General features: G+C 66.0%; 14 protein-coding genes, 1 tRNA gene and 1 pseudogene. 5 read left to right on the forward strand and 11 right to left on the reverse strand.

The window, feature by feature from the left end:
- Positions 1 to 46: 46 nt before the first annotated feature.
- On the reverse strand, positions 47 to 337 hold the full coding sequence (locus AB0P21_RS20535; RefSeq protein WP_363698708.1) for a hypothetical protein: 291 nt from the start codon (positions 335 to 337) through the stop codon (positions 47 to 49).
- Positions 338 to 784: 447 nt separating this feature from the next.
- Positions 785 to 3,979, reverse strand: a complete 3,195-nt coding sequence (locus AB0P21_RS20540) for an RHS repeat-associated core domain-containing protein (RefSeq protein WP_363698709.1) — start codon at positions 3,977 to 3,979, stop codon at positions 785 to 787.
- Positions 3,980 to 4,737: 758 nt separating this feature from the next.
- On the opposite strand from AB0P21_RS20540, the gene AB0P21_RS20545 reads away from it, so the two are divergent.
- Positions 4,738 to 5,106, forward strand: a complete 369-nt coding sequence (locus AB0P21_RS20545; RefSeq protein WP_363698710.1) for a hypothetical protein — start codon at positions 4,738 to 4,740, stop codon at positions 5,104 to 5,106.
- Positions 5,107 to 5,168: 62 nt separating this feature from the next.
- Here AB0P21_RS20545 and AB0P21_RS20550 read toward each other — a convergent pair whose 3' ends face one another.
- From AB0P21_RS20550 to AB0P21_RS20585, 8 genes are all read right to left on the reverse strand, one after another.
- Positions 5,169 to 5,537, reverse strand: a complete 369-nt coding sequence (locus tag AB0P21_RS20550; protein ID WP_363698711.1) for a hypothetical protein — start codon at positions 5,535 to 5,537, stop codon at positions 5,169 to 5,171.
- A 160-nt stretch (positions 5,538 to 5,697) separates the two neighbouring features.
- On the reverse strand, positions 5,698 to 5,853 hold the full coding sequence (locus AB0P21_RS20555) for a hypothetical protein (protein WP_363698712.1): 156 nt from the start codon (positions 5,851 to 5,853) through the stop codon (positions 5,698 to 5,700).
- A 693-nt stretch (positions 5,854 to 6,546) separates the two neighbouring features.
- Positions 6,547 to 6,619: transfer RNA gene (locus AB0P21_RS20560), tRNA-Arg, on the reverse strand.
- 33 nt (positions 6,620 to 6,652) lie between these two features.
- On the reverse strand, positions 6,653 to 7,852 hold the full coding sequence (locus AB0P21_RS20565; protein ID WP_363698713.1) for a hypothetical protein: 1,200 nt from the start codon (positions 7,850 to 7,852) through the stop codon (positions 6,653 to 6,655).
- A gap of 200 nt (positions 7,853 to 8,052) precedes the next feature.
- A complete protein-coding gene (locus AB0P21_RS20570; RefSeq protein ID WP_363698714.1) occupies positions 8,053 to 8,658 on the reverse strand; it encodes an META domain-containing protein in 606 nt (201 codons plus the stop codon).
- Positions 8,655 to 9,149, reverse strand: a complete 495-nt coding sequence (locus tag AB0P21_RS20575; RefSeq protein ID WP_363698715.1) for a SigE family RNA polymerase sigma factor — start codon at positions 9,147 to 9,149, stop codon at positions 8,655 to 8,657. The genes AB0P21_RS20570 and AB0P21_RS20575 overlap by 4 nt, the downstream gene beginning before the upstream one ends.
- Positions 9,150 to 9,241: 92 nt before the next feature.
- Positions 9,242 to 10,606, reverse strand: a complete 1,365-nt coding sequence (locus tag AB0P21_RS20580; protein WP_363698716.1) for an alpha/beta fold hydrolase — start codon at positions 10,604 to 10,606, stop codon at positions 9,242 to 9,244.
- Positions 10,607 to 10,767: 161 nt separating this feature from the next.
- On the reverse strand, positions 10,768 to 11,376 hold the full coding sequence (locus tag AB0P21_RS20585) for a hypothetical protein (protein WP_363698717.1): 609 nt from the start codon (positions 11,374 to 11,376) through the stop codon (positions 10,768 to 10,770).
- Positions 11,377 to 11,650: 274 nt separating this feature from the next.
- On the opposite strand from AB0P21_RS20585, the gene AB0P21_RS20590 reads away from it, so the two are divergent.
- From AB0P21_RS20590 to AB0P21_RS20605, 4 genes and pseudogenes are all read left to right on the forward strand, one after another.
- Complete coding sequence (locus AB0P21_RS20590; RefSeq protein WP_363698718.1) at positions 11,651 to 12,331, forward strand: hypothetical protein; 681 nt, start codon at positions 11,651 to 11,653, stop codon at positions 12,329 to 12,331.
- Between the two features lie 137 nt (positions 12,332 to 12,468).
- Positions 12,469 to 12,606: a hypothetical protein gene (locus AB0P21_RS20595; RefSeq protein WP_363698719.1), complete on the forward strand. Its 138-nt coding sequence runs from the start codon at positions 12,469 to 12,471 to the stop codon at positions 12,604 to 12,606.
- Positions 12,607 to 13,196: 590 nt separating this feature from the next.
- Positions 13,197 to 13,583 carry a hypothetical protein gene (locus AB0P21_RS20600; protein WP_363698720.1) on the forward strand — a complete coding sequence of 129 codons (387 nt, stop codon included), beginning with the start codon at positions 13,197 to 13,199 and terminating at the stop codon, positions 13,581 to 13,583.
- A gap of 61 nt (positions 13,584 to 13,644) precedes the next feature.
- Positions 13,645 to 14,124, forward strand: a pseudogene (locus AB0P21_RS20605) (GNAT family N-acetyltransferase).
- 239 nt (positions 14,125 to 14,363) lie between these two features.
- Here AB0P21_RS20605 and mscL read toward each other — a convergent pair.
- Positions 14,364 to 14,765, reverse strand: a complete 402-nt coding sequence (gene mscL / locus AB0P21_RS20610) for a large conductance mechanosensitive channel protein MscL (protein WP_363698721.1) — start codon at positions 14,763 to 14,765, stop codon at positions 14,364 to 14,366.
- Positions 14,766 to 14,945 lie beyond the last annotated feature (180 nt).

Genomic DNA, 14,945 nt, shown 5'->3' on the forward strand with positions numbered 1-14,945 from the left:
GCAGCCACACACGCTGCCTGAAACCCTTCTGCTGTCTGCGGAAGGGTCAGCCCGCCCACGGGCGTTGATGGACATCGGACGGCACCGACTTCAGGTACTTCTCCAGCCACCGCAGGCGCGTCGTTTCGATCGGCTGTGACGCGCCTGGCCGGAGCCGCTCCGGACGCCACCCCGAGGTCGCCCGCTCGAACTCGCGGTTCGCGAAGACCTCGACCAGAGGGATGCCGAATCCGAGATCGGACGCGGTCCGGTCGGCCAGCCGGTCGACCCACGACGACAGCGACTCCAGTGGGCCGGGCTGGGGGTGCAACGGCCACCTGGTCGGTGGTGCCGTCACGCGAGCTCCCGCTCGAACAGGCGTAGGTGCTCGGCCGGCCCCGCGTAGGTGGCGAGCTGCAGGGGTGGTCTGGTTGATCGGCACCTGGACTCGCTAGCGTTACTAGGGAGCAGTTGCTGTTGCTCTACCCCCATCCGAGCCACCGGAGGGGGCGCTGATGACCTCGCTACGTACCTGCACTAGCAGACAAGCGGCCCGCCAGAAATGATCTGGCAGACCGCTCCGCTTGCACTGACGTTAGAACTCGACCGAATTTTACTCCGCCGTCAATCCTTACGTGCAGTAGAAATCAAGAGAATAATTCCTGGTCCAGCAGCGAGTGCCGCAGCTATCGACAATAGTGTTGCTTGTCCTTGCGGAATATCGAATTTACCCATGAGGGCTCCAAAGGCAGCGAATCCAACAAGGATGCACGCCAATGCCGACGCCCGAATTGTTTTTGAGATTTTATACCCTCGATCCAATGGCGTAAGTGAGTCCACCAGCAAATCCACCCGCTACAGCATATGGGAAGGCCGCAGTAGCCAGCGCACCGCACCCCGCGACGATGCCAGCTGGTCCCCCGCCAATGCCGCCGATTGCGCCAGCACCGCACGCGAGCCCCTCAATGGTGACGGCGATACCACCCCCCACTCTACCGATGTCGTCGAAAAAATCGCCGATGTCGTCATCTTCATCGTCTTCGCTGTCGCGGCCAGTGGGGTCAACGTAATTGCGTGGGTTGCCCGAAGCGTACGCATAGCGGCTGGCGGCGTCGGGCTGAAGTAGTTGGCTGAGTGGGTCTTGGGCGGTCCAGTTTCCGGTGGCGGTGTCGTGGAAGCGGACGCCGTGCTTGAGCCAGCCGGTTTGCTCGTCGAGTAGTCCCCAGGTGTAGCGGAACGGGTTCGCGGTCGCTGAGGTGCCGGTCGCCGCGAGTTGCTTACCGGCCGGGTCGTAGGTGTAGCTGGCTGAGATCGCGCCTGCGTTGGTGACAAGCCCGACCGGCGAGCCCTGGTTGTCGAGGACGTAGTAGTCGCTGGCTCCTCCGGAGCGGTGCAGCGCGATGGGTGAACCGGTGGGGTCGTAGTCGATGTAGCTAGTCTGGCCGTTCTTGGTGAACGACTGCACCGTCGGGACCCCGTTGCGGTCGCTGCGGCCGTAGACGTAGCTGGTGCTGTTGCTGCCGGTGGTGGTGGAGACGAGCTCGTTCTGATCGTTGCCACCCCAGCTATAGGTGCTCGAGCTGGACCCGTTGGTGCGGGTGATGGTCTGGCCGGCGGCGTTGTAGGTGAACGTTCCTTGGGTCGGGTCTGCGGTCCGGTTCCCGGCTGCGTCGTGGGTGTAGCCGGTGTTGGAGATCTGGTTGCCGGCGTTATAGGTCAGCGTCTGCGTGGTGGCGCCGTCGACCTTAGTGGTGAGCCGGTTTCCGGCCTTGTCGTAGGTGTAGGCGTAGTCGTGACCGCCGTAGTTCGACACGGCGGTGAGCCGGTTCGACGTGTCGTAGGCGTAGGTCGACAGGGCTGCGTTGAGGTTGTTGGTCGACCAGCGGATCACGCCGGTGTCGGTCGCGGCCGATGCGGACGGGCATGCCTGGCCCGACACGTAGGGTGAGTAGCAGAATCCGGTGTCGAACGTCTTCGTGGCGTCGTTGGAGGCGCGCGAGGTCCAGGTGCGCGAGATCCGGCCGGACTTGTCGAAGAAGGTCTTGGTGTGGGCCGCGAAGGTCGTGTGGGCGGTGTTGGTGTTGAACCAGGTGTCGGTCCGCTTGCCGTTGTCGTCGTAGGCGAACGCGGTCTTCTGGCCGTTCGCCGCCGTCATCTCGGTAACCTGGTTCGCGGTGTCGTAGGTGTAGCCGACAGTGCCGCGGCCGTCGGTGAGGCTGGTCAGGTTCCCGGCCTTGTCGTAGCTGTAGCCCAGCGTCCCGCCGCCGGAGGTCGCAGTCCGGGACGCGATCCGGTTCTGGCCGTCGTAGGTGAACGTCGTGGTACCGGAGGCATCACTGCGGGTCAGCACGTTCCCGGCGCCGTCATAGGTGAACGCGACGTCAGGGGTGGTGTCGGAGTACAGGATCGTCTTGATCCGGTCGGCGCGGTCGTAGACGTAGGTGGTCTTCAGGCCACGGCCATCGCGGACCGCCTGCAGCCGCCCGAACCCGTCGTAGGCGATCACGATCGCGGCCAGGCTCGACCCGGTCGGTGGAGTGATCCCGGTGACCTGATGGTCGACGTTTTGACCGTAGTCGGTGATGTTGTTCCGCGGGTCGGTGGAGGTGTCCAGCGTCCCGTCCGGGTTGTAGGCGACCGTTGAGGTCGTGGTGGCCGAAGAGTTGGCTGCGGTGAGCTGGTTGCCGGCGCCGTCGTAGGTGAACAGCCTGTTGCTGCCGTTCTTGTCCTTGCCGCCGGACGGCAGGTACTTTCCCGCGCCGCTGTTGGCGTAGGCCGCGGTCGAGGTCGCACCGGTCGGCGATGCGACGCTGGTCAGGGACTCGCCGCCGTTGACGGCTGGGTCGTGCCCGAACGTGGTGACGCTGCCGGCGCCGTTGGTCGAGGTCGCGACATCGCTGAACGGCGTGAAGGTTTTCGAACGGCCTCTCCCGAGCGGGTCGACCGCCGCGGTCACCAATTCCTGGGCGTTCAACGTGTACTGGGTTTCCGGGCCACCTGATGGGCTGGCCGCGGTGTTGTTCGGGTCGGCGACGTTGGTCTCGTTCGCGGAGTAGTAAGTGAACCGGGTCGCGGCGCCACCGGCCGGGTTTTCCTGGGTCACCTTCTTCACCCGGTGGGAGGAGTCGTAGACGATCGCGGTCTGCTTGCCGTTGCCGTTGGTGATCAGGTTCAAATCACCGGTGGTGGCGTCGTACCCGAACTGGGTGGTCTTCGCCGTCGGGTCGGTGATCTTGGTCAGCTTCCCGGCGGTGTAGGTGTAGCCGACGCTGCGTGGGGTGCCGTCGTCGCCGGCCTGCGCGATCGTGACCAGGCTGCCTGACCAGGTGAAGTTCGCTGTCTTCGCACCCGTGCCGCCGCGGGTGGACACGACCTTGGACAGCTTGTTCGAGGTGTAGGTGAACGTCGAGATCTGACCGTTGCGGTCCTTGATCGACAGCAACGTCCCAGACGAGTTGAACGTCGACACCGTGTTGCTCGAGTGATCGGTGACTGTCCAGCCCGACGCGGTCTTTACCATCGCAACCTTGAACCCCGCCGGCGGCGTGTACGTCGTGGACGTCAATGGCTGGAACAGACCCTCGCGACCCTCAGGCGCCAGGAAGAGGACGGAGTTGTCGGTGTTCAGGATCAGCTTGGTGTCCTGACCCAGGCGCATCGCCCAGCCGGCGCCCGCAGATCCCGACGGCAAGGCCGCACCAGCCGCCAGCCGCAGGCTGTTGTAGGTCAGCCCGAGCTGTAGATCGCCCTGGATCCCCGGCAGCGCCAGATCGCTGGTGGTGACCAGCAGATTGCCGGTGCCGACGTCTACCGACGCTGACACCTTGTCGGAAATCGAGAACGGGATCCGAGTCGCCGACGGCCGAGGCCCGGTTAGTTGTGCGGTAAGGACTGCGGTCGTTCCGGCCTGCGCCGGCAACACCGCCAATCCGGTGGAGAACAGCAGGAGTGCTGCGGCGGCTGAACCAGCCGCGCGGCGTTTGGACATGCGAGCGGACATGCAGAAGTACCCCCATAGCTGATGAATGCATCTCCGATTCATGGCCCCCGAGGCCCGGAGATGACCAACAAACTGCCACGGCCAAGTACCCACGAAGAAGGCCCAAACCTGTGCTGCCAGCTGCAGCAACCTGCAAGTTTCCGACACGCTCCAGCGGTGGACCGTAAGAGCTCAGGCCAGTACTACGCAACAAGAAATCGCCCATTGGGGTAACTACCAGCCCTTGTCGTCGCCGGGGCCGCCGCTGCTAAGGCTCAGTGGAAGCGCCAGAGTCGCTACGAAATTCAGTGCCGCGCGGCCCGGATCACTGGACGTCGGGCCTGCAGCGCGGCAGTCCAAGGGCATGCAGTAGACAAGGGCGCCGGGCCGATCGAATCGCAGGGCAGCGATGATGTCGAACGGCCCGACGGAAGCCAAGGAAGTATCTGGATTGAGGTTCCGGTCTCCTGTACCTGCGGGTTCGGCCACCGTAACGATGAGGCGAAGAACTGCGGGCGGAAATAGGTCTTGGAGCTCATCAAGGAGAGCACATGACAGGTATCCAGGTACGTGGCGGGAACGCCTCGTTGGCTGACCTTGAGGCCGCTGGGAGCCTCCGAGCCAACGCAGCCAACCGTCTCACAATTGTGCGGGCAAGGGCTGAAAAGTGGTTGGGCGGGCTCACAGCCCTTACCGGCTTGCTCACAACCGCGATCGTCATCAAAGGGCCCGAGTCTGCGACTGATCTACCTATTGCGTGGCGAGTAGCAGTTGGCCTCATGATTTCGCTAGCCCTCACCGGACTCGTGGTCGGTGTATTTAAGGCCTACCAGAGTGCTTACGGGTCGCCTGCTGCGCTGGTAGAGATTCCGGAACAGCCGATCAGCACTCTGGCACGACGGCTCGACAAGGTGCGCGACGCGGCTGCCAACGCGGCGATGCGGGGGTTGGCGACTGCCGTGGTTTCCACGGTGCTCGCCGTTGCTCTCCTGGCGGCCGTGTCCGTGCTCACCTGGTTCGCCCCGTCCGAGCCATCGCCCGACAAGTCAGTCTGCCTCACCTTCGAGAACAAGTTGGTGGCGAAGATACCCGGCGACAACGTCTCGGTTAGTACATTGGCAACCGGTGCCGCGGTGTCACCCTGCTAGTAGGCGTCGGCCTGACCTCCGCAAGTACCACAGAGACCCGGGCCTAGCCCGGCGCATAATCATCAAGACTGGCTCAAAGAATTCCACGGCGACTTCGACCTGAACACAAAGGACCGCTTGCCCATCCACTTTGAAGACCAGTTGGTGCAGTTAACTGACCACCACAACCAGGGCAGCGCCATCAGCACCTCGGACAGGCCGACGAACCGCAGCCAACGGCGCATCCGCAACGGCGCGGGCGGGCTGGTGACGGTGGACGGCACTGAGGTGATGACTGCCACCGGTTGCTGTCGGCGGCGCACCGGGGGAGCGGTCTGCGCGACCGGTTGCAATTGCCAGCCTGGGTTGTGGCTGGGCAGCTGAGGATCGAAGACGGGCGGCGGTGCCGGAATGGCCGAGCCGTGCTGATCGTTGCTAGAAGCCCCATTCATTCCGGGACACTAACCAGCAATCGTGCAGGGCCAGTGCTTTTGCAGCTTCCTGCAACCCTGCACGTGCAGGGCCGAGACGACGAAGAGGCCTCAACGCGCCGTGTACAGCGTGCGTGAGACCTCTATCGTTCTGCGGCGCTGGTCGAGGGAGTTGGTTTGATCACTGCGCCTGCGCGAATCCCGACTGCGGTACGCCGAGGCGCGGGACCGGGCCGCCGGCGCGTGCCCAGTCGAAGGTGTCCCGGACACCCTCCAAGTAGCCCGGTCGCGGCGGCAGGCTGTCGGTCTTGAAGCCGCCCGGATACAGCCCGAACATCTGCTGTGTCTCGTCCCGTAAGCGGCGAATCGAGTCAGGGTTCGCGCGGCCGGTTGGGATGCCCGATGGCGGGTTGAACGGTGGATACTCCGGGCCGAGCCGGTCCGCAGCCGCTGCCAGCCACCACGACCAGCCACGACACGACAGCGCCGAGGAACAGTCCCACGCTGATCCGCATCGTCGCGCGGGACAACCCATCGGCACCGTCCGGCCATCGCGCCGATGTGCCGGTCCGGTGGCGGTCTCCCCGTCGCCCACCAGCAAGGACCACCGGCCGATGTTCCTGTCCCCTGCCATTCTCACGATTCGTCACAGCGCGCCCCTCCGGCCTCGATGCCCATCCTCATACGGCATAGGCCGTGAGCGTTAGACGAGACAAAGTAGTAGACCGGAGGCAACGCAGTCGGGGAAGGAGCCAGGCGGTATCGAGGCCTGTTCGTACTCGACCGGTGATAGCCGGCATTATCACTGGATCGCCGGCCGCTGGTGGCCCCGTGCGCCTGACACGCGCGGCGGGGCAGACCAGCGCAAACTCATCGTTATCACCGAGACGAACTGTCCGATCGCGCCTGGAAACTCAACCGCCGCAGTCCTCATTAGGCGACATTAATTCACTGCAATTCATGTCACGAGGAGTGTTCCGGTCGGGGCTGGTCAGGGCCAAGAGTGACCCTGACCAGCATGTTTGTCTTGTGCCCCCGGCAGGATTCGAACCTGCGGCACATGGTTTAGGAAACCATTGCTCTATCCCCTGAGCTACGGGGGCGCACGTGTGGACCGGGGGTAAGCGTAGCGGACGTCAGCCGGTGATTGCGGTGACGCCCAGGTGGCCGGCGATGGAGGCGTAGCGTTCGGCGTACAGGGTGATGCAGTTGGAGCCTGTGCAGCCGCCGCCGGCGAAGGCGAGGCCGCGGATGGTGGCGCCGCCGGAGGCCGCGGTGGTGTAGATCGGGCCGCCGGAGTCGCCGCCGCGGATGGCGATCGCGTTGCCGCGGGTGGCGCGGATGACGTAGGTGGTGCAGCCGTCGGTGTCGCAGTACTTGGCGCTCAGGGACTTGACGGTCAGGCGGCACATCGACGTGCTCTTGTAGCCGGACTGGCAGATGAACGAGCCGAGGGCCGGGTCGCCGGCGGCCTTGACCGTGCGGGTGTCCACCGAGTCGCCGGGACCGTCGGTCCACATCTTCGCGCCGTACGAGCTGCCGGTCAGCAGGGACTGGTCGTAGTCGGGGTAGTTGGTGCGGACCGTCGTGGTGCCGTAGTAGTGGGCGCCTGACGTCCAGACCGTGCCGACGCCGCCGCAGTGGCCGGCGGTGACCGAGCCGCGTTGACCGTTCGACTTCTTCTTGACGGAGAAGCCGGCAGTACAGGTCTTGGTGGCCGACTTCACCATCGCGGCGCCCCAGTGGCCGCCGGTCGGGCTGTCGCTGACCCGCGAGGTCCGCTGCAGGCTGCCGGGGGTCGCCTGGACACCTGCCAACGATTCCAGTGCTGCTACCGAAGCGGCCGACGTGGTGGCCTGGTCGTACTCGACGAGGATGTCCTCGGAGGCCGGGTCCAGGTCCGCGCTGTACGTCGTCTTGGTCGCGTCGGTCCAGGAGCGCGCGCCGATCCGGTTCCAGGCTTCGGCGATGGAGCGCGCGGAGCGGCAGCTGCGCTCGAGGCCGAGCATCTTCTGGCCGGCGGCCGGCACGTTCTGGGCGACGGCGGCCTGGTACTTCTTCTCGTCGACCACCGAGTCGTCCACCACGACCTTGTAGCCGGTCTCGGGGGAGCCGAGGACGCCGACGATGCCCTGGCTGAGCCCGAACGGAAGTCCCGACGTGGGACGCCCGGACGCGTCGAGCGGCTCGATCGTCCGTACTGCGTTCGTCACGCCCTCGCTGATCGCCTGGCCGAGCGGCCGCGGGTCCTTCGACGAGACGGGCTGCGACAGCCGGGCCGCATCCGACGAGGTCGTCGTCGGGTCGGCGTGGTTGCAGACAGTGGCCTTCGTCACAGCCGTCGACGCTGTGGATGCAGCTGTCGACGGCAATGCCGAAACCGAGATCACAGCCAGTGACGCTGAGCAAAGAGCGAGCAGCGGGACGGTAGCTGAGAGTCGCACAAAGCTCCCCAATCGGTGGACGGCCTCCGTGAATCGTCCGGTCAGGGACTGCTCATAGTCAATAGGTGATCACGGTCCGCAAGCAAATTTGACTACCGTGCGCGAACGTATCTCGCAACTTCTTGCCCGTCGCCGGCGTAGAAGGTGAGGTTCTTCTGGTCGCTCTCGATCCGCTTGGTCGACTGCAGCACGGCCGTGTGCGGGACGTTGTCGCAGCCGACCTGGCGTTGGCCGTTCGACGTACTGGTGAACTCGCCGCGCTGGCCGATCGAGTAGGTCCCGCTGAGCGAGTTGCAGCCGTCGGAGCCAGTCCAGGTGCCGTTGGGGTTGAAGGTGATGATCGGGTCGTCGGGGCGAGCCGCTTTGAGCGCGGTGAAGCCGCTGAGCTTCACCGGGCGCCAACTGCCGGCCACTGTCTCGGCAGTGGCGGCCGGAGCCTTGGCGGCGGTGGAGACGGCGGATGCTGGACCGTTCGCGGCCGGCTCCGGGGTCGGCTGCGACGCGCTGTGCAGGCCGAAGCCGACGGCGGCGATCACGGCCACCGCGGCGGCCGCAGTACCGGAGATCAGCCAGGTCCGTCGCTGGGCTTGGTGGGCGCCGGTGGTGGCCCGGTCGGCCAGGTCAGCGGCCAGTGGGACGGAAGCTGCGGCGCGCTCGAATGTGGCGCGCAGATTTTCCTCTAACTCTGTCTTGCTCACGACAACCTCTCATCAACACGGTGGGACTGCCTCGTCTTGCGGAGCGATGCGAGGGCCCTGCTGGCCGTCGCCCGGACCGAAGACGGTTTGATGCCGAGCAGGTCGGCGATCGTCCGGTCGTCCATGTCCTGGTAGTAGCGCAGCACCATGACGACCCTTTCCCGGGCCGACAACGTGGCGAGGGCTCGCCAGAGCTCGTCGGAGTTCACGATGTCCGTGGCCGGATCCGGCACCGTGCGATCGGTGTCGAGCTCGGCCGCCGGGGCCTCGGTGAAGGACCGGCGACGCGTCATCGACAGGTAGGAATTGATCAGGATCCGGCGGACGTAGTGATGCGGATCGTCGGCCCGCTGCACCTTGCGCCAGGACCGGAACGCCTGCATCAGCGCGATCTGGGCCAGATCCTCGGCCCGCTGGTAGTCGCCGGAGACGGTGAAACCGAGGCGCACCAGTTCCTGCCCGCGCGCGGACGCGTACTCCTCGAACTCCACTCGCAACTCCCCAACTGGGCGTACAACACCTCACATCTATTAGACGCACTGAGCTACTCAGGGTGCTGCAGAGATTCACGCACAGTTCGATCTCACCCCAGCAAGAACGCTCGGACCTCGTTCCGCCCCATGGGATCCTGCCGGCTGCTCTGTACGCCGTGCCCGCTCCCCGGTACGACGACCAGCGTCGCCTGCCGAGCGTGCGCCTTCTCCCAGTCGGCCCACTCGGGCGGGCAGAACAGGTCGTTGCCGCCGTGCAGCAGGAGCGTGCGGGGGAGCAGCTCCTGACTTGCCGGGTACGCCGATGCGCGGGTGGCCGGCCACAGGCGGCAGCCCTCGATCATCAGCTGATTCCGTGCTGTTCGTACGTCGTACGGGTGCAGCCGTGTTGGGCTCAACGCGCTGACAGCCTTCTCAAGGGGTGCTGAGCGGGCTGCGGGCGGCGCGGCGGAGGTTCCCCACGGGAATCGGAGGTCCGAGCAGAGAGTGACCAGGTGGAGGCCCGCGGAGAGTTCGTCGAAGCCGAGGCCCTTGCTGCTCGTCTCCTGGAACAGCTCCTTCAGCCCGGCCGTGTCGCCGGTCCTCGCCTTGCTGAGCATCATGGGGATGCCCTTGAGCGTCGGATTGACCGAGTTGAGGCTCAGGATCGACAGCGACTCCATCAGGCTGGTCCCGTTCAGCGGGGCGCCGTCCAGCTCGCCGTGCTGCACCAGCCAGGCCAGGTCAGCCACCGGGTCCGTCGTACAGGCTGGGTCGCGGCGGCAGTTGCCGGCAAGGATCTTGCCGGTCGCTGCCATCAGGTCGACTCCGAACGGGTCTATCCCGCCATGCGGCACCACAGAGTCGAGGACGAGCGACTGCACATGGTCCGGGTACTTGAGCCCGTACTGCGCCGCCGTGAAGCTCCCGTACGACGTACCGTCCAGCGTCAGGCGCTCCTGCTTGAGTAACTGCCGCAGCAGTTCGATGTCTTCCACTGTGTCGGGAGTGCCATAGAAGTCGCGGCTGGAGCCGAGCCGATCAGCACACGCCTGTACTGCGTCAGCTGGTGGCGTCAGGAAGTCTGAGCCGCCTACAGCCGCTTGCAGCTCGGGACAGTTGATGCCACTGCTCCCCGTGCCGCGTTGGTCGTACATGACGAGCCGGTACTCACGTAGTACGGCCGGGTCCAGGTAGGTGCGAACTCTGGCGAGTAGCGGCACGCCGGGTTGGCCGGGGCCGCCGGTGAGCATCAGGAGTACGCCGCGAGGTGCGTCGGCGTTGTCGGCCACAGCGACTGCCAGGTCGAGGGTCTTGCCGGACGGCTGACTGTGGTCCAGGGGGACGCGCAACGTCGTACAGGTGAAGCCTGCGACGCCGCCGCAGTCGCCTGATGGCTGCTGTGCGGCTGGGGTCGAGCAGGCAGTCGTGATGAGTAGTAGGACGGCGCCGAGCCGGGCGTAGCGCAGTACTCGCATCCCGGCCCTTCCTGTCGGCAGTTGCCGAACAGGGTGCAGCTATCGCTCGGGTGGTGGCAAGGGCCAGCCACCCACCTTGCGGGTCGACTCCAGAGGTGACCCGCAAGGCGGGCGGGGTGACCCCGGCCCGGACGGCTTCGGGGGGCACGTCCGGGGCAGGGTCAGCGCAGGCCGAGCGCCTTCACCAGCTCGGGAGAAACCTGCCGCGGCGAAGCCAGCTCGCCGGGCTTGCCCTGTCCTTCCAGGGAGGTGGCCACCAGTTGGCGGCAACCGAACGCCTCGGCGGTGTACGAGAGCACGCCGCGGTCGTTGTCGGTGAACCGCAGAACGTAGGTCGGGCCCAGTTCCTTGGTGCACATGTTCGGCTTGTTGGTCACCGGCTTCGCGGCGTTGACCAGCGCGAACAGATCGGTCGCCTGCTGGGCGGTCCGCTTGGTGGTGACGGTGGCGTAGTCCTCGCCGCTGGCCTGCGCGTCGTACTGGCAGATCGTCACGCTGACCGGCTGGAACAGGGACTTGGCAGCCCCTTTGCCCCAGACGGCTTTGCCGACGGCCGCGCGGACGGCGGTGATGGTCTCCGGGCAGTCCATGCTCGGCTTGCCGCTGGGTGTCGCGGCGGGCGTGCTGGGCGTTGCGCTCGGGGTGGTCGGCGTCTGGCTGGGCTGGGCGCCGGCGCCGCTGGAGTCCTCGTTACCGCAGGCGGCGGTAAATCCGAGCACTGTCACGACGAGCGTCGCCCCGATGAAGCCCCGTGTCCTTGATGCACTCACGACTCGGTCCTTCCGGGTTGGGCAAGCACCCATCATGGTCGAGGAGGATCTCACTGGTCGTGGCAGAACTGTCACGGCCCGGCCTCTATCTGGTCACGAGGCCGATCGAGTGCCAAAAGCAGCAGTTCTGTAATACCTGCGGCCTGTTCGGTCCGGCGGGATGGGATGATCTGGCGGCGGCCGCAGTGACCGGCAGTTAGCTCGGTGACATGCAGTTGCGGTGATCGGTTGCAATGCACAGGTACAGGTGTGATGACGCGGCGGGAGGACGGACGTGGGCAGGAAGAAGGACGCGGCGGAGCTCGACCGTCGCCAGCGCGAGGAGTGGGAACTCGGCCAGAGCTGGGCCCGCTGGCTGATCGGCGGCAACCAGCCGCAACCGCTCACGCTCTACGGAATCGTCCTGGAACAAGGCGAAACCGCCTACCTGCAGACACCCGCGCTCTACTCCCGCCTGTACGCCGGCAGCGGCGCCTACCGCACCAGCGGCGGCCTGTTCATCGGCAAACCAGGCATGGTGCTCGGCATGATGGCAGCGAACGCGGCGGTCAACGCGAGCCGCAAATCCGCCGCCCGCCGCAACGCGCAGGTGATGTGGCGCGACATGCAGCAAGTCCCGACGATCGCGACCAACTACCGCCTGATGTGCCACCTACCCGGCCGCGGCTGGCTGAGCTTCTATTACAACGCGGTCCAGGAGTTCTACCCCGACCCGGCCAACTGGACGATGACCTTCGGCTTCCAGAACGCCGAACCACTGCGCCTCGGCGGCCTCGCCACACCAACCCTGTCCGTGCTCGCGGCCTGGTGCGTGCTGGGCGACCGCTGGCAACAGGAGCCAGGCATCGCCCCGCTGGTCCAGGCCGCGACTGCACCGGTTATCCAGCCAGGCGAGCCGCAAGCCCAACTGGAGAGCCGGCAGAAGAACCTGCCGCGAATCCCAGGCCAGGACTGACACCCGAATCCCGGGCTCGGTCTGACTCCCGGATCCTGAGCCAGGACTCTCGCCCGGATCCTGGGCCAGGACTGAAGCCGGTCCCTTCCGCCCGTCCTGCAACCAGGCCCGCTACCCGGTCCTTGTAACCTGGACGCATGACGAGCCCGTACGAAGACGACGAGCCGCTGCTGCCGGAACAGACCAGCGACGACGACCCGCGATCCTGGGGCGAACGCGACTCCGACCGCGATGACGACGAGCGCATCCTGCGCGAGGTCCCGCCCCACCACTGACAGACCGCGAACGTGCCTGTCTGCGAACCCGACGGTTTGCGAACCAGAGTGCCCGCAAGGCTGCCTGCCTGCGAACCCGCCAGTCGCTGTGCACCACGGAGGCCGCCTCGATCGGCCAGCATCCGTCGGTGCTGGTCGCGGACCCGACTGCCTGGTGAATCCGGTCTGCCGATGTGCGTGAAGTTCCGAAAGCCTGCGGACTGCTGATGACCACGGTCTTCCTGGTCCACGGTGGGTTGTGGGAACCGATGAACGCGGAGCGCTTCTGGCGTACCCCGGGCATCGTCGCCGGGCTGGAAGCCCGGGGCCTCAACGTCCTCGCGCCCGATCGTCCCTCGCACGCGACCAGTTGGGCCGAAGAAGTCGCCGCACTGAGCAAGCTCCTTCCTGGCGCCGGACCTTCGCCTGGACCCGGGACTTCGCTTGGACCCAGGAGTTCGGCTGGCCCCGGAGCCTCGCCCGGACCCGGGACTTCGCCTGGACCCGGGACGTTGTCTGTACCCGGAGCTTCGCCTCGACCCGGAACTCCGCCCGGGCGCGACACCTCGGGTGAGGCGGTTGTTCTGGTCGGCGCCTCCAACGGATGTGCGGTGGCTGTCCGGCTGGCGATCGCCTACCCGCAGCTCGTGAAACGGCTCGTACTGGCGTGGCCCGCGACAGGTGGCGACCCGCTGGTGGACGAGCGGAATCGGGCACGGCTGATCTCGCAGGGCGCATCGGAGGCCGTGGCTGACGGTTTGCTGGCTGCGGAGACTCTGCGTGGCGCGAGAGACGACCAGCTTGCTGGCCTGGATGTCCCGGTAGCCGTGCTGCCATCGGTACCGGAGAATCCTGTCCATCAAAGGAAGACGGTCGATTCCCTGCTGAAGCTGATCCCGGAATGCCGCGAACTACCCGGCTGCCCGGAACCGCCTCATCCGAACTTCCCATCCCATCAGGCCAAACTGGTCGAGTCTTTCGCCGCTTTCGCGCTGTGATCCGATCGAACGGCTTTCCTCGTACTGGGTTGGAGCGGTCTGGTCGGGAAGGGAGTTTCTGATGGAGCTGCGGTCATTCGAGAGTGAGTACACGGCCCTCGTGGCCGGCTGGGCGAGCTCTGCCCAGGAGGTGTCGCTGCTGACCGGTCGAGACGAGTACCCCTTCCCGAGCGAGCTCCGCACCAGTTGGCGCGCGATCGCCGACGACATCCAGTCCTACCTGTACTTCGACGGCGAAACCCCGATCGGATACGGCGAACTCTGGCTGGACGACGAGGAAGACGAGGTCGAACTGGCCCGCTTCATCGTCGCCCCGAACCTCCGCGGCTAAGGTCTCGGCACCGCTTTCGTCCGAGCCCTTCTCGCGCCCGCTCTCTCAGCCGGGTACTCCGACATCTTTCTGCGCGTCCGCCCTGAGAACACCCGCGCCGTCCACACCTACCTGCGAGTCGGCTTCCACCCCGTCGACGAAGCCCTCGCCGCGAAATGGAACGAACCTCAGCCCGTCAACTACACCTGGCTCCAGTACCCGACCACCTAGCAACACCCAACAACCAACATCCGCAATTGCAGGACCCCTGCCCGCCACCCGCCAACTGGTGCCTGCGACCTGGCTAGCTAGACCATCACACACATCTCCGTCCCGCACATGCTGCATCTTCAGGCAGGTGGTGAGAGGGCGACGAAGGAGCCCGGAGCCTGGAGCCCGGGGGTGGGGGAGCGAGTGTGACGACGGAGGTCGGCGGGGGCGGTTGCCCCCGCCGAAGAAGACGGTTGGTACTACGGGCGGGCGCGGAGGGAGTCGCGGATCTCGATCAGGAGTTCCTGGTCCATGGTGAGCGGCTCGGGCTCTTCCTCGGGGGTGCCGGCCTTGGCGGCGCGGCGGTCCTGGATCTTCTTCATCGGGACGACGAGGACGAAGTAGACGACCAGGGCGGTGAGGAAGAAGACCACGAAGGCGTTGATGATCGCGCCGAAGTCGACCTTCGACGCGGCGTTGCCCTTGACGATGTAGAAGGCCAGGCCGTCGACGTTGCTGCCGCCGAGCGAGGCGATCAGGGGTGAGACCAGGTTGTCGACGACGGTCTTCACCACGGTGGCGAAGGCGGTGCCGATCACGACCGCGATGGCCAGGTCGAGAACGTTGCCTCGCATTAGAAACTTCTTGAAGCCCTCGATCATTGCAATGCCTCCACGATGCGGGGCCCGGGCGGACCCTCGGCTGGGGTTACCGCAAAACCGTAGGTCGCCGAGAGCCGGTTGGCGAGGTACCGCGCCGCAGGGCTACGGATCGCCACCTTGGCTGTTCGATACGTGACCATCGCCGGGGGTGCGGTGAGCGTTGGAGGGCTCCGGCTCGGT

Origin of the sequence: Kribbella sp. NPDC056861, assembly GCF_040687575.1 — a bacterium.
In the GTDB taxonomy this organism is placed as follows: domain Bacteria; phylum Actinomycetota; class Actinomycetes; order Propionibacteriales; family Kribbellaceae; genus Kribbella.

Excerpts from the sequence above, each read along its gene's own strand:
- AB0P21_RS20540 (WP_363698709.1), bottom strand. The coding sequence starts at position 3,979 with ATGTCCGCTCGCATGTCCAAACGCCGCGCGGCTGGTTCAGCCGCCGCA.
- AB0P21_RS20545 (WP_363698710.1), top strand. The coding sequence starts at position 4,738 with ATGATTTCGCTAGCCCTCACCGGACTCGTGGTCGGTGTATTTAAGGCC.
- AB0P21_RS20550 (WP_363698711.1), bottom strand. The coding sequence starts at position 5,537 with ATGAATGGGGCTTCTAGCAACGATCAGCACGGCTCGGCCATTCCGGCA.
- AB0P21_RS20555 (WP_363698712.1), bottom strand. The coding sequence starts at position 5,853 with ATGTTCGGGCTGTATCCGGGCGGCTTCAAGACCGACAGCCTGCCGCCG.
- AB0P21_RS20580 (WP_363698716.1), bottom strand. The coding sequence starts at position 10,606 with ATGCGAGTACTGCGCTACGCCCGGCTCGGCGCCGTCCTACTACTCATC.
- AB0P21_RS20595 (WP_363698719.1), top strand. The coding sequence starts at position 12,469 with ATGACGAGCCCGTACGAAGACGACGAGCCGCTGCTGCCGGAACAGACC.
- mscL (WP_363698721.1), bottom strand. The coding sequence starts at position 14,765 with ATGATCGAGGGCTTCAAGAAGTTTCTAATGCGAGGCAACGTTCTCGAC.